21 protein-coding genes and 1 pseudogene are annotated in these 18,929 nt (G+C 70.1%); 12 read left to right on the forward strand and 10 right to left on the reverse strand.

Translation table 11 applies throughout. The annotated features are described in order from the left end of the window. Positions 1-945: an SUMF1/EgtB/PvdO family nonheme iron enzyme gene (locus WME73_RS22795; RefSeq protein WP_437917038.1), complete on the forward strand. Its 945-nt coding sequence runs from the start codon at positions 1-3 to the stop codon at positions 943-945. A gap of 67 nt (positions 946-1,012) precedes the next feature. On the opposite strand, the gene WME73_RS22800 is transcribed toward WME73_RS22795, so the two are convergent. From WME73_RS22800 to WME73_RS22820, 5 genes are all read right to left on the reverse strand, one after another. After that, positions 1,013-1,645 (reverse strand): hypothetical protein, encoded by a 633-nt coding sequence (locus WME73_RS22800; RefSeq protein ID WP_437917039.1) that lies wholly within the window; start codon positions 1,643-1,645, stop codon positions 1,013-1,015. Between the two features lie 402 nt (positions 1,646-2,047). Continuing rightward, complete coding sequence (locus tag WME73_RS22805) at positions 2,048-2,443, reverse strand: hypothetical protein (protein ID WP_437917040.1); 396 nt, start codon at positions 2,441-2,443, stop codon at positions 2,048-2,050. Between the two features lie 226 nt (positions 2,444-2,669). Beyond that, entirely contained in the window at positions 2,670-3,491 is an 822-nt protein-coding gene (locus tag WME73_RS22810; protein ID WP_437747485.1) for a hypothetical protein, read from the reverse strand. Positions 3,492-3,834: 343 nt separating this feature from the next. Next, entirely contained in the window at positions 3,835-4,407 is a 573-nt protein-coding gene (locus WME73_RS22815) for a hypothetical protein (protein ID WP_437747486.1), read from the reverse strand. 425 nt (positions 4,408-4,832) lie between these two features. Further along, positions 4,833-5,000 carry a hypothetical protein gene (locus WME73_RS22820; protein WP_437747487.1) on the reverse strand — a complete coding sequence of 56 codons (168 nt, stop codon included), beginning with the start codon at positions 4,998-5,000 and terminating at the stop codon, positions 4,833-4,835. Between the two features lie 61 nt (positions 5,001-5,061). Here WME73_RS22820 and WME73_RS22825 point away from each other — a divergent pair, with 61 nt between their 5' ends. Beyond that, a complete protein-coding gene (locus tag WME73_RS22825) occupies positions 5,062-6,309 on the forward strand; it encodes a hypothetical protein (protein ID WP_437917041.1) in 1,248 nt (415 codons plus the stop codon). A 31-nt stretch (positions 6,310-6,340) separates the two neighbouring features. On the opposite strand, the gene WME73_RS22830 is transcribed toward WME73_RS22825, so the two are convergent. Then, positions 6,341-6,556 carry a hypothetical protein gene (locus WME73_RS22830; RefSeq protein ID WP_437917042.1) on the reverse strand — a complete coding sequence of 72 codons (216 nt, stop codon included), beginning with the start codon at positions 6,554-6,556 and terminating at the stop codon, positions 6,341-6,343. Positions 6,557-7,073: 517 nt separating this feature from the next. On the opposite strand from WME73_RS22830, the gene WME73_RS22835 reads away from it, so the two are divergent. The 4 genes from WME73_RS22835 (at position 7,074) to WME73_RS22850 (ending at position 11,029) form a co-directional block, all read left to right on the forward strand. Continuing rightward, positions 7,074-7,469 (forward strand): VOC family protein, encoded by a 396-nt coding sequence (locus WME73_RS22835; RefSeq protein ID WP_437917043.1) that lies wholly within the window; start codon positions 7,074-7,076, stop codon positions 7,467-7,469. A 65-nt stretch (positions 7,470-7,534) separates the two neighbouring features. Then, complete coding sequence (locus WME73_RS22840) at positions 7,535-9,286, forward strand: protein kinase domain-containing protein (RefSeq protein ID WP_437917044.1); 1,752 nt, start codon at positions 7,535-7,537, stop codon at positions 9,284-9,286. 4 nt (positions 9,287-9,290) lie between these two features. Beyond that, the gene (locus WME73_RS22845) at positions 9,291-10,169 is read left to right on the forward strand and encodes a hypothetical protein (protein ID WP_437917045.1); all 879 of its coding nucleotides are present in this window, start codon (positions 9,291-9,293) and stop codon (positions 10,167-10,169) included. Beyond that, positions 10,169-11,029, forward strand: a complete 861-nt coding sequence (locus WME73_RS22850) for a formylglycine-generating enzyme family protein (RefSeq protein ID WP_437917046.1) — start codon at positions 10,169-10,171, stop codon at positions 11,027-11,029. The genes WME73_RS22845 and WME73_RS22850 overlap by 1 nt, the downstream gene beginning before the upstream one ends. 139 nt (positions 11,030-11,168) lie before the next feature. On the opposite strand, the gene WME73_RS22855 is transcribed toward WME73_RS22850, so the two are convergent. Beyond that, positions 11,169-11,414 (reverse strand): hypothetical protein, encoded by a 246-nt coding sequence (locus WME73_RS22855; RefSeq protein ID WP_437917047.1) that lies wholly within the window; start codon positions 11,412-11,414, stop codon positions 11,169-11,171. Between the two features lie 295 nt (positions 11,415-11,709). On the opposite strand from WME73_RS22855, the gene WME73_RS22860 reads away from it, so the two are divergent. From WME73_RS22860 to WME73_RS22880, 5 genes and pseudogenes are all read left to right on the forward strand, one after another. Next, positions 11,710-12,729: a hypothetical protein gene (locus tag WME73_RS22860; RefSeq protein WP_437917048.1), complete on the forward strand. Its 1,020-nt coding sequence runs from the start codon at positions 11,710-11,712 to the stop codon at positions 12,727-12,729. Between the two features lie 667 nt (positions 12,730-13,396). Continuing rightward, positions 13,397-14,470: a leucine-rich repeat domain-containing protein gene (locus tag WME73_RS22865; RefSeq protein ID WP_437917049.1), complete on the forward strand. Its 1,074-nt coding sequence runs from the start codon at positions 13,397-13,399 to the stop codon at positions 14,468-14,470. 523 nt (positions 14,471-14,993) lie between these two features. After that, positions 14,994-15,194 (forward strand): hypothetical protein, encoded by a 201-nt coding sequence (locus tag WME73_RS22870; protein WP_129576712.1) that lies wholly within the window; start codon positions 14,994-14,996, stop codon positions 15,192-15,194. 702 nt (positions 15,195-15,896) lie between these two features. Continuing rightward, positions 15,897-16,319, forward strand: coding sequence for a transposase zinc-binding domain-containing protein (locus WME73_RS22875; RefSeq protein ID WP_437917050.1), 423 nt, complete (start codon positions 15,897-15,899; stop codon positions 16,317-16,319). Positions 16,320-16,435: 116 nt separating this feature from the next. Continuing rightward, positions 16,436-16,987: pseudogene (locus WME73_RS22880) on the forward strand (transposase); the annotation flags it as partial. Positions 16,988-17,118: 131 nt separating this feature from the next. Here WME73_RS22880 and WME73_RS22885 read toward each other — a convergent pair. The 3 genes from WME73_RS22885 to WME73_RS22895 form a co-directional block, all read right to left on the reverse strand. Next, positions 17,119-17,496 carry a hypothetical protein gene (locus tag WME73_RS22885; RefSeq protein ID WP_437917546.1) on the reverse strand — a complete coding sequence of 126 codons (378 nt, stop codon included), beginning with the start codon at positions 17,494-17,496 and terminating at the stop codon, positions 17,119-17,121. A 106-nt stretch (positions 17,497-17,602) separates the two neighbouring features. Further along, positions 17,603-18,025: a transposase gene (locus tag WME73_RS22890; RefSeq protein ID WP_437917051.1), complete on the reverse strand. Its 423-nt coding sequence runs from the start codon at positions 18,023-18,025 to the stop codon at positions 17,603-17,605. Beyond that, on the reverse strand, positions 17,958-18,158 hold the full coding sequence (locus WME73_RS22895; protein WP_437328969.1) for a hypothetical protein: 201 nt from the start codon (positions 18,156-18,158) through the stop codon (positions 17,958-17,960). Before WME73_RS22895 ends, WME73_RS22890 begins: the two co-directional genes overlap by 68 nt. Before the next feature lie 47 nt (positions 18,159-18,205). Between WME73_RS22895 and WME73_RS22900 the strand changes: the two genes are divergently transcribed. Next, on the forward strand, positions 18,206-18,496 hold the full coding sequence (locus WME73_RS22900) for a hypothetical protein (RefSeq protein ID WP_437747501.1): 291 nt from the start codon (positions 18,206-18,208) through the stop codon (positions 18,494-18,496). Positions 18,497-18,929: the final 433 nt, after the last annotated feature.

The raw sequence follows: 18,929 nt of genomic DNA on the forward strand, positions 1-18,929 counted from the left end.
ATGCGATCCCACACCACGCTCCCCACCGTCTCCTCGCTGTTCCTCCTTGCCGCTGCGACCGGCGTCCTCGCCGTCGCGTGCGGCGCCGGCCCCGCGGCTCCCGGCGGCCTGCCCGCCGGTCAGGCGCCCGCTGCGCGGCCCACGGCCACGAGCCCCGCCTCGACTGCTGGGACGGCGCTCGCCCCGGCGCCGCCCCAGCCCGACCCGGCGGTGGCCTCGGCGCCCGCGAGCGCCGGGCAGGCCGGCGCCGAGCCGACCGCCGCGCCCGCCGATGCGGCGAAGCCATCGGACGGCTGCCCCGACGGCATGGCCCGGGTCCCGGGCGGCAGCTTCGTGATGGGCCCGCTCAAGGTGAAGGCCACGGTGGGTGACCTCTGCGTCGACAGGACCGAGGTCACCGCGGAGGCCTTCGCGGCGTGTGTCAAGGATGGCAAGTGCACGGATACATTCGCGGATTGCGCCAAGGAGGCGTCGACCTACGGCGTGGCCGGCAAGGAGAAGCAGCCGATGGTCTGCGTCGACTTCTCGCAGGCCCAGGCCTACTGCGCGGCGCAGGACAAGCGGTTGCCGCGCGACGACGAGTGGGAGTGGGCGGCCCGCGGCGGCGAGGAGGCGCGGCCGTATCCGTGGGGCGAGGAGGCCCCGAAGGATCAGCTCTGCTGGTCCGGCGGCGGCGCCGCGCGCAAGACCGCGTGCGACGTGGGGAGCTTCCCGGCCGGCGCGACCCCGCAGGGCATCCAGGACCTGGCGGGCAACGTCTTCGAGTGGACGACCAGCGCCAACGACGGCAAGGGCAAGATGCGCATCGCCCGCGGCGGCAGCTGGCGCGACGGCATCGCGCCGCTCGTCAGGACCGCGCGGCCGGGCGGCTTCGAGGCGACGTACCGCTGCGGGTTCCTCGGCATCCGCTGCGTCGTCGAGCCGGCGGCCCAGGCGACGAAGTAGGCGACGCCGCGTCAGCCGAGCGCCAGACGGCCATCGGCTGGGAATGCCATCCCTGACACCGGACGCGTCACTCAGCGGTTGCAGAGGTTGCAGCGGTCGCGCCCCCTTTTGCCAGTTCCTGGCACGGTGCGGCGGCGGCGTCACAGGCGCCCAGCGCGTCTTCGGCGTCGACGGTGATGACTTGATGGTCCGCTGCGCTGCACCCGCACTGCCACCCCAATGCCGGATCTTCCTGCTTACAGCTGATGTTCAACGACGTGTGCAACACGACATCCAGCCCTCCCAAGCTGGACGGCTGTTGGCAATCGAGCTCGGAATAGCAGACGCCACGGCTCGCAGTTCGGTGAACCCGGCTGCAGGTGGCATCGCGAAGCACCGTCTCGGGATGAAGCGACTTGCATGGCTCTGCCAGGTTCGTGCAGATCTCCGAGCCGGACGCATTGCTGGGAATGTCGAAATACACGTCGCTCCAGTCGTCCCAACACCTGCATCCCCACGCGCTGTCCCCGGTGCCTGCGCCGCAGTTGATGATATAACCAGCCGCCGCAGTTTGCGTGACACCGCCCCCGAGGTCTGCCGAGTAGATGCAGGACGTATCGACGACGCAGGGATCCCAAGGCAGCGAAAAGATGGGCGCATGGTGGGATCTAGAGAATACAAGAGCGATCCGGGAGTCAAGTTCGTCGTAGCGGCCGTCCACCGTACAGCCACGTTACACACGTTGGTTAATCTAGAAATCCCTTACACGATCGACCTTCCTCCTGAAAAGTGGCGCCGTATCAGAAAGAATCATCCCTACATCGACGATGAGGCAGCCCTGAGATCAAGGGCTTGAGCGCTCTCTTTGCGCAGCTGGTCGGCTTCAGCTCGGCAGCGGCGGCGCTCGGCGTCGTCAGTGCACGTCGTCTCGGCATGGACGTCTCCCTTGGCCCTGGTGGGGCGTCGTTCCGCTTGCGTCTGAGCGCCTCGTCGCATCCGCAGGAGCGAGCCGTGGCTCGATCGACGATCCGCATTCAAATGCCTCGAATTCTGCTGCCAGCGCGCCCCACGCGAGCGCTGCTGGCAGCTCGATGCGCTGAGGGTCTGACGCAGCGCGCGGCCGTCACCCGCGATCGTCGACCGCCATGGAGCGCAGGACGCGCTCGGAGGCTTCGGCGTGCTCGAGCAGCAGCGCCGCAAAACGGCGCTGAAGCTCGATCTTGCGGCGCATCCACGCCTCGAAGGCGCCGTGGTCGAAGCGCGCGAGATCGTGGGGGGCGGCGGGCAAATCGCCCGCAGCCCGCATGGTCTCCGCGGCGCGGCACGCCGCCTCGCCGATCTCGCGGTAGCCGGCGGCCACCCGACGCATCGCGTCGTGTTCGAGGCGGGCCTCGGGCGTTGCGCTGCCCACCCAGCGCGCGTGGGCTTCCAGGTTGTCGGCCACGTGTCGGAACAGCTCCGCCAGTCGCTCGGGAACCACCGCGTTGCTCGCCAGATCGCGCCCACAGGGCTCGTCCATCGGTACCTCCTGTCCATTCGCCCCAACGCGCGAGGCGTCGGGTCGTGACCGCAGGCCGCAGTCCAGGAGCGAGAAGTCCAAACGCTATCTGAAATTCAGGCTCCTCGCAGCGGCCGCGCGCTCCCGGCGCGGAAGCGCAAGAACGCGACCGCCTGAGCGCGAGCGGCCAACGAAGCCGAGCGCGCGACGGTCCTCGAGAGGATCGCCGGCGCCGGACCTCGGCCGATCAGATGCTGCACTCCACGAAGCCCTGCGTGTTCGTGGAGACGTTCATCTCCCACCTGGACTGGGTGGCGTCGTACTGGACGACCACGCCGGTGGAGACGCCGCCGCGGAGAATGCCGCCGATCCCCTTGAGCCAGCACGTCTTGCCGTCCACCGCGGGGCCGAGGTTCACCGACCCTGCCTGGATGCCGTGGTAAGCCTCGCCGAGGTAGTCCGTCACCTGTACGCAGCTCGCGTAGCCGGCGACCTTCCCCTGCCCGTGAAGGTACCAAGAGCCGCCGTCTTTCTCCACGCCGATGTAGTCCGACGCGCTGGCGAAGTTGTCGCCGCCCTCGTAGTTGATGACCTGCGTCAGGAAGCAGCGTCGGTTGTTGCTGGTGGACGCGAGGTACACCCTGGGGCTGGTCGTGGTATAGCTGTTGTTGGAGTAACCGACTTGCGTGATCATGGTGCCGGGGTTGGCGAGCCCACCGTAGGCACGAACCGACACACCCGAGTCGGCGTGCGCGAACACGCGCGCCGTGCCGAGCCAGCTGTACATCGCGACGTTGCCACCGTCCCGGAGGTTGCCGGTCACGCCCATGATGTAGGCCGCGTTCCCGCTCCAGGTGCCGAGGTTCTGGAAGGCGTTGCCCGACGTCGCGGTGGCGCTGCTGTACCCGAACGCGGCAAACGCCTGCTCGGCGGTGCCGATCGCCTCGTCCTCGCCCCCGTCGACGTCGCCGTTGCCCTGATCCGGGCTCTCGACCTCGACGTTGCACCCCAGGAGGGCGACGACCGAAGCGACCGACAGCACGCGAAGACAAGCGCGAGCTAGTTGCATGTGCATAGGATGTTCCCCTTTTCGAACGCAGCGGGCCGAGGCGGCGCGCTGCGACGGCAATGCTACGCTGACCCGACCCGGTGACAACGGACACGGGGCTTACGGCTCGCGCGGGGCGGCGTTTTCGAGAAGAGCGCCGAGGACCAGCACGACGTTTGCCGTGCGCAGCGAGAGGGGCAAGCGGCAAGGGCCGTACATCGTGGAGACCAACGGACAAGCTCTCATGGAGCGCCTCACGACGATCCCTGGCGACAGATACGCGGCGCTGGAGGAGGAAAAGCTGCCTCGGTCACGGGAAGGTTCGCTGGCCGAACGACTGTGGAGGCGCGCCGGCCACGTCATGTCAGCGATCGCAACCTGCGCCGACCGGCTCGAAGGTGATGCGATCGAAGATGGAGACGTAGTCGGGGGACGGCACGCCCGTGTAGGCGATCATGCCGACCTGAAGCGTCGCCGGCAGATCGGCGCGGGTGATGGGCGCGACCGACGTCGGCCACCCCGTGTCGCCCGGGTGGCGATAGTAGATCGTGAAGGTCGCGCCCGTCCGGCAGAGCCGCAGCTCGGCGTCGGCGGTGAAGGCCGTCTCGCCGTACGTGCTCTTGCTGTTGGTGGTGCTCTTGTGCTCGACGGCGAGCTGGTTCATCTCGGCGTATCCGACCACGCCCAGCACGTAGTTCTCGGAGCTCCCGCTCGGGTTCCGGCCCATGAGGCCGCCGACGTCGGCGAACTGGTTCGGCGTCTGGTCGCGGTTCGACGCCCGCCGGGCGTGGACGGTGGCGGTGACCTTGAAGTCGCCGGTCACGAGCTTGTAGACAAGCACGCCCTGGCTCGCCTGGTACCACAGCGCCCCGCCGTGCGGCGTGAGCGAGAGCGCGCCGCCGCCCACCACCACGTCCGCGAGGTCGGGCCGCAGCACGGTCCAGTCCGGCGAGAGCGCGCTGCCTTCGAACTCGTCGCCGGCCGGGAACGCGCCGCCCGTGCCACCGGTCGGCGCCGCGCCCGCCGTGCCGGCGCCGCCAGCTCCCGCTGCGCCGCCCGCGCCGCTGACGGGACGTTCTTTATCTGCGATCGACCACCTCCGGGCGAAGGCAATGCGCGCCAGGACGCTGTTGACCGCGGTCGGCCTGAGGCGCAGGGCCTACGTCGCGGCGGTGGCGCGTGCGCTACGGTCATGCTGATGTTGCCGTCGAGCGTTCGGGCGATCGACACGGATTCACAACGGAGGCATTGGATGAACAGCACTCGATGGGTGTTTTTTCAGAACGGCGGATCGCGCGGACGCGGTGCTGCGCTGCTCCCCGCAGCATGCCTCGCGGCATGCTCCTCGGTCGTCATTCCGGATCAGCGCAGCGGAGGCACAGGCGGCGACGGCGGCGCGACCAGCACCGGAGGCGCGGAGACGGCCACAGGCACCGGAGGCGCGGAGACGACCACAGGCACCGGAGGCGCGGGAACGACCACGGGCACCGGAGGCGCGGGAACGACCACGGGCACCGGAGGAACAGTCACGCCGGACGATCTACCCTGGAGCAAGACGATCGCGGGTTCCGGAGCGGAGAGTCCCCGCGCCGTGGCGGCAGATTCAAAAGGGAACGTCTTCTTGTCGGCCGAGATCTACGAGTCGACCGATCTCGGCTGCGGCCCCTTGAGCGCAGCGTCAGGGCCCCTCGACGCCCTGGATATCGGCGCCTTCGTCGCCAAGCTCGACGCGTCGGGCACCTGCCTCTGGAACGTCGCCTTGCCGAACACGGCGAGCGGCATCGCAAAGTACTCGACCCTCGCCGCCGACGCGCAGGGCAATCTGCTCGCCGCAGGCCTGGCCCGTGGCACCTTCGACCTCGGCGCGGGTCCCATGGCAGGCGCGACGGAGGGCCAGGATATCCTGGTCGCAAAGGTTGACCCCGATGGCCGCCTCCTCTGGGCGAAGCGCTTCGGTAACGATGCCGTTCAGCTCGCGCCCCACATCGCGGTCGACCGAGCCGGGAACGCGGTCGTCACCGGCGGCGCGAGGGGATCCATTCCCATCGGCGACGAGCCGATCGTGGGCGCCGGCGGCGTCGATGCCTTCGTGCTGAAGCTCAATCCCGCCGGCGAGGTGCTCTGGGGGAAGCTCTTCGGAGATCACGACTACCAGGCCTGCAGGGGCGTCGCATTGGACAGGCAGGGCAATGTGCTCGTCATGGGCGATTTCGGCGGAACCATTGATTTCGGCGGTGGCCCCCTCGTCAGCGCGGGGGACCGAGACATCTTCGTGGCAAAGCTCGACCCCGACGGCACCCCGAGCTGGAGCAAGCGCTTCGGCGGTGCGCTCAATCAGACCGGCCTCGACATCGATACCGATGAAAATGGGGATCTGCACGTCCTCGCGGCGCTCAGCGGCACGGTGGACTTCGGCGGAGGCGCCCTCGCCACGAGCTCTGGTATCGCTGTCGCGAAGCTCGATTCCGACGGACAGCACATCTGGAGCAGGCAATTCGGCGACGGCATGAGCGTGGTCCATCACCAGATCGCGGTGGACGATCAGGGCAACACCGTGCTGACGGGCTGCTTCGACGGCACGATCGACTTCGGCAACGGGCCTATCGGCAGCGGCGACGGCGCGGTGGAAGAGGCTTTCGTCGCCAAGCTCGACCTCCACGGGGACGCGGTCTGGAGCCGATGCTTCAGCGGCGCCGGAGCGCAGTTCGGATGGGATATCGACACAGACCCCGGGGGCAACGTCTTCGTTCTCGGCGGATTCGAGGGCACGGTCGATCTCGGAAACGGCCCGATCTCCGCCCAAATGCGAGATGTCTTCCTTCTGAAGCTCTCGCCCTGATCTGTGCCTTCATAAGAAAGCCCTTGGGCTTTCAAGCTGATCGGGTGCGCCGCCCGCCAAGGGCGACGATCGCGCTGCAAAGTACGATGTCGAGCAGCTCCTCGAGATCTGCGCCGAGGATCGCGAGCGGTGGAGCCAAAGACATCTTGTCGGTGCCCGCGTACCAGTACTCCTCGGCGGCGCGCAGCCTCCGCTCGGCGTTCACGACGAGCGTGTACGCGGCGTCGCGGAGCTTGCGCGAGCGCACCGCCTCGAGAGAGAGCGTCTTGTCGGCCGAGGCCCGCGGATCTCCTCGCGCGTGAGCGGGGGCTCGTCCTCGGCGAACGGCGTGCGCGGAAGAAGTACGTGGTCGACCTCGGAGACAGAACCGAGATCGCCTCACTCGAACACGATATCGGCGCTGCCCGAGGCGTGGGCCAGGCGCTCGGGCGGCGCGCCGGTCACGCGGACGTCGCCCGAGCCCGCCCAGACGCACGAGCCGGGCGAAACGGATCGTCAAAACTGAGGGGCGGCACCAGCAGCAGCCGCCCGATCCGCTTATCGTCACGGGCGATTGGTGAATTGCGCACTATCCTTGTGCGTCGAGAAGCCAGCACAAGATCTACCCGGAGCGCGGCATCACCTATCCGCCCCAGAGCCCGTTCCGCGCTCTCGATCCTCGCGCGCAGCCGGCGGACCGCCGGGCTCGCGGGCGGCCGCTGCGCCGCCCGGCGCTCGCGCCTTGCCTTCGGGCCCGGCGCAGCGCACCTTCGCGCCCAGCGACCATGCCCAGCGACGACCCCTACGTGATGCCTGCTTACGTCAAGCTCCTCGTCACCGACGCGGAGCGCTCCGCCTCGTTCTACGAGCTCCTCGGCTTCACCCGCGTCCACCAGGATCCGGTGTTCGTCCACCTGCGCTGGGCACGTTATGCCGATCTCTTCCTCGTCGCGACGCCGCCGGGGGTCTCGCTCGCCGGGCAGCACGGCCTCGGCGTCATCGTCTGCTTCAGCGCCGCCGGCGACCGCGGCATCGAGACCATCGCCGCGCGCGCCGCGGCGGCCGGCGCCGCCGTCGACGGGCCGCGCGACCAGCCGTGGCACACACGGGAGGTCGTCGTCACCGACCCCGACGGCTACCGCCTCTGCTTCGTCGAGCCGAGCACGCCCCTCCCGAGCTGAGGCCCACTGCCCGCGCCGGCGCCTCCCAGGCGGCGCCGGGCGCGCTCGTGTATCATCCCACCGGCATGTCGCCGGAGCCGTCGCAGCCCAGGCCCATCGGGCGGTATCTGCTGTACGGCGCGATCGCATCCGGCGGGATGGCGTCCGTGCACCTCGGCCGGCTCGTCGGCGACGCGGGCTTCTCGCGCACCGTGGCCATCAAGCGGCTGCACCCCGCGCTCGCCGAGGCGCCCGAGATCGCCGAGAGCCTGCGCGACGAGGCCCGCATCGTCGCGCGCATCCAGCACCCCAACGTCGTCGCCATGGTCGACCTCCTCCTCGCCGAGGACGAGGCGTTCCTGGTCATGGAGTACGTGCGGGGCGAGTCGCTGGCGCGGCTGCTCCGGGCGGCGCGCGCGGGCGACGCGCCGGCGCCGGTGCCCATCGTCGCGAGCATCGCGTGCGGCGCGCTCCACGGCCTGCACGCGGCCCACGAGGCGCGCAGCGAGTCGGGCGAGCCGCTCGGCATCGTGCACCGGGACGTCTCGCCCGAGAACGTGCTCGTCGGCGTCGACGGGACGGCGCGGCTGCTCGACTTCGGCATCGCCAAGGCGCGCGGGCGGCTCAGCACCACCCGCGGCGGGCAGATCAAGGGCAAGCTCGCGTACATGGCGCCCGAGCAGCTCCTCTGCGCCGACGTGACCCGGCGGACCGACGTGTTCGCGGCGGGCGCGGTCCTCTGGGAGGCGCTCGCAGGCCGCCGGCTCTTCGACGGCGGCGACGAGGGCGACCTCATCCGGGCCGTGCTTGAAGAGCCGATCCTGCCCCCGAGCTCGCTCGCGGCGCACGTGCCGCCTGCGCTCGACGCCATCGTCCTCCGTGCCCTCGAGCGGAACCCGGAGGGCCGCTACCCGACCGCCCGCGAGCTCGCGGTCGCCATCGAGGACGCCGTCCCGCTCGCGTCGCCGCGCGTCGTGGGCGAGTGGGTGGAGGCGCTCGCCGGCGACGCGCTCGCGCGGCGGGCGGCGCGCGTCGCCGCCATCGAGAGCGCGTCGGCGGGGATCCCGAGCGGCCCGGCGACGGCCAGCTCGGGCGCGGCCGCGCTGGGTCCGTCGGGCGCGCCCAGCGACGGGGCAGAAGACGAAGGCGAGCCCGCGCCGCCGGGCGGCCCGGCGCGGGGGCTGGCAGAGACCGCGCCCTCGATCCCGTCGAGGGCCCTCGATCAGGGGACGCCGGCGGCTGAGCCCCCGCCCGGATCGGTGACGTCCAGCGGGATCTCGCTGGGACTGCCTGCGACCGACGGCGCGCGGCGCGATGGTCCGCCCCCCACGGCGAGGAAGCGCGCGCGCCCGCTGCTCGCGCTGCTCGGCGCGCTGCTCCTCGGCGGCGCGGCCGCGCTCGCGGCGCAGTCGTGGCGCCGCGCCCCTCCCGGCCCGGAGGACGCCGCGCGCCCGGTCCACGCGCCCGCGGCGCAGCCGGCCGGCGCCTCGGCGGCGAGCACGGCGAGCGCCGTCGCAGTGAGCCCATCGAGCACCGCCGCGGCTGCCCCGGCGAGCACCGTCGCGGCCGGCCCGACGAGCGCCGTCGCGGCCGGCCCGGCGAGCGCCGCCGCGGCCGGCCCGGCGAGCGCCGCCGCGGCTGATCCGGCGAGCGCCGCCGCGGCCGACCCGGCGAACGCCGTCGCGCCAGCGCCCGCACAGCGCCCGGCGCGCCCTGCAGCCGGCGCGCGCGCGCCGGCCCCCGCGGCACGCACGACCCGCGCCGACGCCCAGCGCTGCTCCCCGCCGTATACCGTGGACAAGGCCGGCATACGCCGGCTCAAGCCTGAGTGCCTGTGAACCGATGAACCCTCCGTGTCCCGCCCGCGCCCGGCTCGCGCTCTCCCTCGCCGCCGCCGCGGCGCTCTCGCTCACCGGCGCGCGCGCCGATGCCGCGCCGCACAAGCAGGCGTGCGCCGACGCCTACGAGCGCGCGCAGGGTCTCCGCCACGACGGCCGGCTGATCGAGGCGCGCGCCGCGCTGGTCGTCTGCTCGCAGCCGAGTTGTCCGGCGGCCGCCGTGGCCGACTGCGGGCCGTGGCTCGCCGAGGTCGAGCAGAGCCTGCCCTCCGTGGTCGTCGCCGCGAGGGACGCGCACGGGCGAGAGCGCCTCGACGTGCGCGTGCTCGTGGACGGGCGCCCCCTCGCCGCGGCGCTCGACGGCAAGGCGCGGCCGGTCGACCCGGGTCCGCACACCTTCCGCTTCGAGCCCGCGACGGGCCCCGCCGTCGAGGAGCGCGTGCTGATCCGCGAGGGCGAGAAGAACCGCCTGCTCACCGTGACCCTCGGCGCACCTTCGGCCGGCGCGCCAGCCTCGCCTCACCCGCTCGCCCCGCGCGCCGCGCCGCCCGCGGAGCCCTCGGTCCCGGGGCTCGTGTGGGCCTCCGGCGCCGTCGGCGTCGCTGGGCTCGCGGTGTTCGCCGTCGCCGGCGCCCTCTCGCTGAGCGCCGAGGCCGACCTGCGCGCCACGTGCGCCCCGCGCTGCGCGGAGGGCGAGGTGCGCGCCATCCGGGTCCAGCACGCCATCGCCGACGTCGGCCTCGGCGTGGGCGTCGTCGTGCTGGGCGCCGCGGCGTGGCTCTACATGACCCGGCCGGCCGCGGCGCAGCCCCCGAAGGCCGGCGCGACGGCGCTCTGGCCGTTCATCGCCGGCAACGCCGCGGGCGTCGCGGGGGCCTTCTGATGCGCCCGTCGGCCCGCGCCCGCGGCGGCGCCGCCGCCCTGGCGGCGGCCCTCCTCTCGGCGTGCTCGCTCGTGCGCCCGCTGCACGGCCTCACCTGCGAGCCCGGGGCCGGCAACGCCTCGTGCCTGTACGGCCAGCCCTGCGACGCCAGCGCCGACTGCACGACGGCCGCATGCACCGAGGGCGTCTGCCAGTGCCCCGCCGGCATGGTGACGATCGAGAGCTCGTTCTGCATCGATCAGACCGAGGTGTCGAACGCCGCCTACCGCGCCTTCCTCGCCACGCAGCCGGACGTCGCGGCGCAGGAGCCGTTCTGCTCGTTCAACAGCACCTTCGATTTCGACGACACCGGACCCGACGCGCCCCTCGTGTGCACGGCGCGCCGCAAGGAGGACGAGCACCCCGCCACCTGCGTCGACTGGTGCGACGCGCGCGCCTTCTGCAAGAGCCACGGCAAGCGCCTCTGCGGCGAGCGCCACGGCGGCCCGCTGCCGTTCCGCGGTGACATGGCGCAGGGCGAGTGGTTCGACGCGTGCAGCAAGCACGGCGCGCTCGCTCACTCCACCGGCGAGTTCGACGCTCTCCAGTGCAACGGCGACAGCACCGAGACGGTGCCGGTCGGCGACGACACCAGCCTGGCGTGCGAGGGCGGCTATCTCGGCCTGCAGCACATGAGCGGAAACGTCCGCGAGTGGGAAGACGCGTGCTCCGACGACGTCGGCTCCGGCGACCTCTGCAGGACCCGGGGCGGGGCGTTCGACAGCGAGGGCACGCTCGAAGAGCTCCGGTGCGACGCGCGCGACGAGCGCGAGCGCGCCGACACCGATCATACGATCGGGTTCCGCTGCTGCAGCGGATAGCGCCGCGACGACGCCGGCGCCCGTGGGCTCTGCCGAGATCGCTCGCGCGCGGTGGTTGCATACCGAAGCGCCCCGGAGGGCCTCCGGCAAAGCGCTGTTGGCAGGCAGCAGGCTTCGCGACGGGAGGTGGCGCCGCCGCTCACTTCACGCAGGTGCGCTTGTCCTGGTAATCACAGCTCGGCACGCCGGCATTCACCACCGTCTCGGTAAAGCCAGGGTAGCAGATCGGGTCGCACGTCGCGTAAGCCCCGCTCGGGTACGGCACCGCACCGCACGAGATCCGATCGTAGATCCCGGCGCAGTAGCTCGGCCCGCTCTGCGAGCCGCTGACGTACCAGCCGGGCGGACAGGCGACGGAGGCGCCGCAAGGGAAAGCGATATCCACCTGCTGGAGGCGAGGCGGCGGCGCTGCGAGTGGCGGCGCGAACGGGAGCGGCGGAGCGCAGCCCGACCCCGATGGGGCCGGCGAGGAATTTCTCCTGAGCTTCCCGCGGCGCGACGTCTTTGGCCTCGGTCAACCGCTCGCAGCGACCCCAAATGGCTCGGTCATCACGGTTGGAGCTCGAGCTCCCGCGGAGCTCCTCCCCGATTCGATCGGCGAACCCTTTCTTGCGGAGTACTCGGCGACCGGAGAAGCTCTCCACGCGCTCGCGCTGCCCGGAGCCGCTGAGCCAGAGTTGATGGCGATCGACGCGGAAGGCTCGATCTTCCTCGTCGGTCAGCTCTACATGGACATGACCTTCGGTGAGTTCACCCTCACGACCGTCGAGGAAGGGTTTTATCTGGTCAAGGTGAACCCCGACTTTACGATCGCCCTTGCGGCCGGAGTCACTCTCGAAGGCAGCTCTCCTCTGAGCACGATGGCGGTCGACGCGGATGGCGACGTCGTCGTTGGCCTCGGCGTGTACAACGACGACGCGTCCGTACAAAAACCTCAGATCATGAAGTTCTCTGGGTCGACCCTCGAAGAGATCTGGAGCACGACGTTCGAGCACGACATCAGCCAGGGATACACGATTGCCCTCACGTTCAATAGCGGCGGTGAGATCCTCGCCGGTGGCGCGTTCGCTGGAACACTCACGATCGGAGAGACAGAGCTCGAAAAGGCTGGAGGGCAGGACGACCCAGCCGTCTACAACGGCTGGCTCGCCTGGCTCGCCCCGGAGAGCGGCGATCCTCTGCGCGCGCTCCGCTTTGGCGGGGCGAGCTTCGACTATGTGAAAGACCTGAAGTCGACCGCCTCTGGACGCCTCCTCCTCCTCGCCTCACAAACGTCGACATCGACCTTCCTCGATCACACAGACACCTTCGACGAGGAAAGATCGGAGTCGGTCCTCTATGATTTCGAGGACGGTGAGACAGTGCATTGGGCGAGCCGGCTCGGCGGACCAGACTATTTCGGCAACGCGCTGGCCCTCGGCGGCGATGGTCAAAGCTACGTGGCCGGTCGCCTCGGCTGGCTCGGCACGGAAGAAGATGCAAAAGGAGGGCGCCTCACGCGCTTTGCGGCAGACGGAACGAAGGGCGAGAGTGTCGAGTTCGCGACCGGCAACCCGAACGGTCTGACGCACGTCGCCGTCGATACGAAAGGCGGCGTTTGGGTCAGCGGGGCGTGGGAAACGGTCTTCGATTTTTCAGGAAAGAGCTACGCTCCGCCGACCGATGGCGGACAGTTCGTCCTTCGGAAGAAGGGATTCTAGACGAACGCGCGCGTCGCGTCTCTCCTCGCGCAGGCGGTCACGATGTCCACCACCTTCGCGCTGGTCCGCTTGCTCGTGCACCACCTCGGTGAGAAACAGGAGCGTCCTTGGGCCATGTTGCGCTGGACAGCATTGGGGCCTTGCGCCGCAGAGCCGATCCATGAGACTCTCGGTGGGGGGAGGTCACAAAAGGCGACGGGCTAGACAGACCTGATCCGGCGGCTCCGGTGTACCAATCGACTGATGGTTGGGCGGAAATCACGCTGGAGGACGATATGGGTTCAAGCGGCACAGGAGGCGAGTCGATGGCGGCACAGGAGCAATCCCCGGCCGCGACTTTCAAGGGCTTTCGTGACGTCACGCCTACCACCGAAGTCCCCGGCTCCACACCGAAGGGTGTTATCCAATGGACGGAAAGCGGCGGCGCGCAGATCGTCCAGACCTTGGACGGCCGGGTGCTTTCATGGGAACCCGTTTGTCGCTCTAGGCTTGAATAGCATCCTCCTCGTGCGCCTGCCGCTCTGAAACGGGCGGCTCTCCCCGAGCGTCATCCGCCCCCTCCGCCTCCTCTCCTCCGGCCGCGGGAGGGAGCGCGCGAATCGCTTTAAGAGAAGATTAAGAAGCGGCTCCGCGGCGGGAACGTAACCTGTTCGGCGGAGGTCACGTCATGCGCAACATCGCTTCTGCTCTGCTGATCCTCGCCCCTGCCATCACCCTCGCCGGATGCGGTGAGATCCGTGAGATCGAGCCCGCCATGGCTTCGAGCGGCGCCTCAGGCGCCGTGGATCCCCCTGGCACCATGCCCGGGGACGGCGTGGGCGGGTGGACGGACCCCGGGGAGGATCCGCGGGCGGGCGGCACCGGCGGCGGTGGCAGCGGCAGCGGTGCCGCCGGTGGCGGTGGCACAGGCGGCAGTGCCACCGCGGCGTGCTCCGGCCCCCTCGAGTTCATCGACCCGGCGCTCGAGGCGGTGGTGCGCAGTAAAGTGGCGAAGCCGGAGGGCCCGCTCCTTCCGACCGACGTTGCGTCGCTCGACGACCTCTACGCCGCCGATCGCGAGATCCATTCCCTCTCCGGCATCGAGTGCATCCGCTCTCTCACGCAGCTCAACATCAGCAGCAATCGTCTGGCAGATCTCTCGCCGCTGCGCTCGCTCACGGAGCTGCGCTCCCTGACCGCAGCGCGCAACCCGATCACGAATGTCGCGCCGCTGCGCTCGCTCATCCGGCTGGAGAACCTGGACTTGAGCGACAGCTCCCTCTCGGACGTCACGGCCCTCGGCTCGCTGACGAACCTGTCGACCCTGTCACTCCACGACAACCCGGTCAGCGACATCGAACCGCTCCGCTCGCTGATCCGGCTCAATACGCTCACGCTCGACCGTTGCCCCATCGCAACGCTCGCGCCGCTGTCAGGCCTCCGGGCGCTGGTCGAGCTCACGGTGTACGACGCCGAGATCAGCGACGCCTCGCCCCTGTCGACCCTGACCGAGCTGAGGCTGCTGTTCCTCGGGCGCAACCGCATCTCCGACCTCTCTCCGCTCGCGAGCCTTCCTTCCCTGTCCATCTTTGACATCTCGGAGAACTTGGTGTCCGATCTGACACCCCTCGTGGCCAACCCGGATTTCGGCCAAAGCGGCATGGTGGGCCTGGTCAAAAACCCGATCGACTGCGCAGCTCAGGCGAGCAACCTTGCAGCGCTCAGGGCGCGCGGAGCACGCGTCCTTTCGGACTGCCCGTGACGCCCCGCTCCCGGGGATGCACGTAGGCGCTCCGCGTCCCAGCCGACGGCGAGCGCTGCGGCGAACAGGGCGTTCGAGTCAGGGCTGTAGCGGTAGGAGAGGACGAGCGTGGGCATGCGCTCGGATGTACCACGGTGCCCCGCAGGCTGTGGCGTGAAAGCGGCTCCCTAGATGCATGGATAAGTTGCTGATACAGCATCGCTTTTCCAGGAGGGATGCGGCTCGCGTAAGGTTCTCTATGTCAACCAGCGCGCGCAGCGTGGCCGTACGGTGGGACCGGTGATGCCGCGGGCCCTTCACCGCGGGCGACGCGACGGCGGAGGGCGCCCCGTTGGGCCACACCGGAGCCGCCCTCGGCGGGGAGACAGGCGGAAACCATGAAAATCGCTGCCGTTTCCGGCGACGGCTCGTTATTGACCGGTTTTTCTGGCGGGACGAATCCGTGGGGGCGAACCGTCGCGATCCGTCGCATCGCCAGGGATTCTGGGAGGGCGTGACGACGGATCGCACCCCCTCAGGAGGCATGGACCCAACCCCGGCCCAACCGCCGAGCCCTGGGCCCGGAGAGCTCGCGACGGTCGATCTATCGCCTCGATCCGCCGTGGTTGCGTCGCTCGCCGGCACGCTGAGCCGAGCCGTCGCCCTCGGGGACGCGGAGGCAGCCTGGGTCGTGCACGAGGCGATCGGTCGGCTGCTCGGGCTGCCGGTGGCACCGGAGCGGTGAGCAAGCTTGGGCCGAACGTCGAGCCCGCCGCTCGCGTCGACTCGCTGGCGGAGCCTTGCCGCTCGCCAGTGCCCGCAGGCTCTACTGGGATCGCCCACGCGCGGCGGTTGCGTGCCGAAGCGCCCCGGAGGCATCCGGAAAGTGATGCCGGCAAGCACCAGGCCTGTGCCGGGAGGCAAGCGCGGCGGCGTGCGCAGGCGACGACCCTCTCTCGCCGCGATGCTGCATGGCGACGCCATGGCGGAACTGCGGACGCCGCGGGGAGCGGTGGGAAAACGAGTGGCGAAGCGGCTCCTGCATGCTGGCACGAAGGCGGCACGCGCACCACGCCTCGGCGCTAGAGAGCGCAGATTCAAGCACGTGCCTGGCACGCTGCTCATCCATGGTCCCAATGAGAGGCATGACCATCACCTGCTCGGTGATCGGGATCATCGCGTGGACAGCTCCGCTAGCCGGCTCTGCTGCACCCGGATGATCTCCTCCTGCAACGCTGCCCGCTCGCGCTCTGCGTTCTCGCGCGCCGACATATCGAGCGCGAGCCGGGTGCTCGGCGAGCGCCTCCGCCGCCGCGGCAGCGCGCGTCGCGGCCCGCCGCCCCCCGGCCCGCCGCTCCGCCATGGGCGATAGCCCGGCGGGTTGTCGAAATTCGCGGCGAAAACGCGCCGTCACCGCGTGGCGTGCGGCGTGCGGTGTCGGCGCCGTGTGGCCAGCGCGGCTCGCACCACGGGCGTCGTCTACGAGCGCCGTCGCCCCGAGAAGACGACGCTCTACGAGATCGTGCGCGACAACGTGGAGACGCTGTACGGGGCCATCGACGACGGCGCCATCGCCGTCCGGATACCCAAGCACGCGAAGAAGGAGCTCGAAGCCTACCTCGACTGCGGGCTGCTCTGCCGCGGGTTCGCGCGGCTCCGGTGCGAGCGCTGCGAAGAGAGTCGGCTGGTGACCTTCAGCTGTAAAGGACGCGGTTTCTGCCCGTCGTGTCTGGGCCGACGCATGTGTGCCACGGCGGCGAACCTGATCGAGGACGTCCTGCCCGAGGTGGCGCACCGTCCGTGGGGGGTGACGTCTCCGTTTCCGTGGCGGCGCAGGCTCGCCCAGGACGGGCGTTGTTCGGCGTGCTGACCCGCATCTTCGTCGAGAGCGTGGAGCGGTTCTACGAAGAGCGCGCCGCGCGCCGAGGCGCGTGCGGCGCGGTCAAGAGCGGCGCGGTGACCGACGTGCAACGCACGTCCGGCGACATGCGGCTCAATCCGCATCTGCACGTGGTCTTCCTCGACGGGGCTTATCACGAAGACGGCACCGAGCTCGTGTGGAACGAACTCGGTCACCTGCGAGCGCGAGGTCGGTCAGGTCATAGAGCACGCCGTCGGGCGGATGCTCCGTTACCTCCGGCGGCACGGGCATCTCGAGCTCGAGCACGACGTCGAGGAGGACGACGAGCCCGAGGCAGCGCTCTGTGCCTCCGCCGTCTCGGGACGAGAGCCGCGCCATACGTCGTCGCCCCGCAGTGGCTCCGCGGGCTCTCGCCGTCTTCTCCGAGCGCGCTCGCGTACGACAAGCCGCTGTGCGCTGCGCTCGATGGCTTCACCTCGCACGCAGCGACGCGCGCCGGTGCGCACCATGCCGCGGCGAGGGAGGCGCTGCTGCGTTACGTGCTGCGACCCCCGATCGCAAAGGAGCGCGTCGAGCCGCAGCAGGACGGCCTGGTGCGGCTGTCGCGGAGGCGCGCCTTCGCTGACGGGACTGTCGCGGTGGACATGGATCCGCTCTCGCTCGTGTGCCGCCTCGCGGCCAGCGTCCCGCCGCCGCGCTTTCACACCGTCAAGTACGCTGGCGTGCTCGCCTCGGCAAGTCGCCCACGTTGGCGCGCAAGCGCATCGGACCGCGCCCTGCGAAGCCAGAAGAGCCTACCACTACTGTGTCAGCGCGGCGCGGACACGAACCAATGCGCGCTGCGGCGTAACGGCGGGCGGTGGCACGCAGGGCAACGAGGCAGCCACGCGATCAAGGCGCGAGCGATCGCGCGGCGAACGGTCGCGAGCGAGTCGGCGAAGTGACGCTCAGGCCGCGAAGCGGAGCGGGTGGGCGTGACCTTCGGCGTCTGCCGAGGGAAAAAAGACCGATCACGCTCGGCCACGATGAAGGCGTAACAGCACAGGACGACGGAAACATGGTGGTGCCAGCCTCGGAATCGCCGCCCTTCGAAGTGATCGAGCCCCAGCTCGCCCTTCATCTCTTCGTAGGCCTGCTCAGTTCGGTAGCGCTCCTTGTACTGGCGTACGATCTGCTTCTTGGACATCTTGGTCCCCAGCGTCGTGACCGCGAACTTCGAGGGATCGCTTTCGCCGAACGGCCACTCGATGAGCAGCCACAGCGGTTCGTGCTCCTCGACCGGGATGCCATCGTCAATCGTGATTGGCGAGCCGAACGCGGCGCAAGGCGAACCGCGACGCGAGCTTCTTGCCCGTACCTTCGCGCCATGTGATCCGACGAAACGCCTTTTTGCCAAGCTTGCGCGCGAGCTCGTCGGCTGTCATGGGCGTCTTGTTCCAGCGCCCGCCGGGACCGAGGGCGACGACCATCGTCGTCGAGTCCACACCGACGGGGTAGTCGAAGCCGAGCAGGCGCACGGTGTCGCGAAACTTTGCCGAGCGACCGTAGACGGCGTCCGCAAGCACGAGCTGACCCGGCACGTTGTCGGCCGCAGCGCGCTCGATCGCGTCGAGTGCCAGATCCACCTTGCTCTTGAACTGAATGCCGTCAGGGATCTGCGCTTCGCGCCGGCGACTTGGATCGTTGGCACACTCCCAACGCGGCGATCGGCTCAACGCTCTTGCGTTCCAGATCGCTGAGAAGCCCCAGCGTGTAGCTCGCAAATGCCTCCCGGCGCTTGGGATGACCGAGGACCGTGCCAATGCCGTCAATGTACTGCTGAAGCCGCTCCTCCGCAGCGGCGTCCATGATGTATTCCATAGTCCACCGCGACGCCCGCGGCCTGCATCGTCGTGATGACGCTCGTGATCCTCGGCGGCCTCGGCTTCCCGGTGCACGACGAGCTCCTGCGCCGGGCCAGGCTGCGGCTCCGGGGCGAGCGCCCGCCGCGGCTGTCGCTGCACAGCCGGGTCGTGCTGATCACGACCGCGCTGCTGCTCGCGGTCGGGGCCGCGGGCTTCCTGGCGCTCGAGTGGTGCCGGTCGATGGACAGCCTGTCGTGGCCGGTCAAAGTGCTGGCGAGCCTCTTCCAGTCGGCGATGACGCGGACGGAGGGCTTCAACGAGGAGCGCGTGGGTATCGGGTGAGCGCGGCGCCGGTCCGGGTCGCGGCGCGTCCGCCGCGGAGGCGCGGTGAGGCGGCGCCGGCGATGGACGCGCCGCGGGCCCGCCCCGCGGCAGGGCTCCGCGCGAGGGATGTCTCGGTGCGGTCGGGGCCGGGGCGGACGCTCGACAGCCCCTCTCGGCGACCTCTGAAGATCGGCGATGTTCGATTCATGAAACCCGTACGATCGGCAATCGGGACATCGTCGATCACCACCTGATTACGAGTGCTCCCGACGCCTCGTTCGCGGCGGGCTCCGTCGCGGTGTGCGAGCCCGGCGCGGTCGTCGCGGGCCACGCGGGCCAGGACTGCCGGCCGGGAGCGATCGCCTCATGACGCAGCGCCGCGACCACATGCCCCTCCACGCCGAAAAAAGCCGTACGTCCCGCTTGACCTTCATTCCGCGGTTGTGTGTAA

This window comes from Sorangium sp. So ce302, assembly GCF_051530145.1.
Lineage (GTDB): Bacteria > Myxococcota_A > Polyangia > Polyangiales > Polyangiaceae > Sorangium > Sorangium cellulosum_B.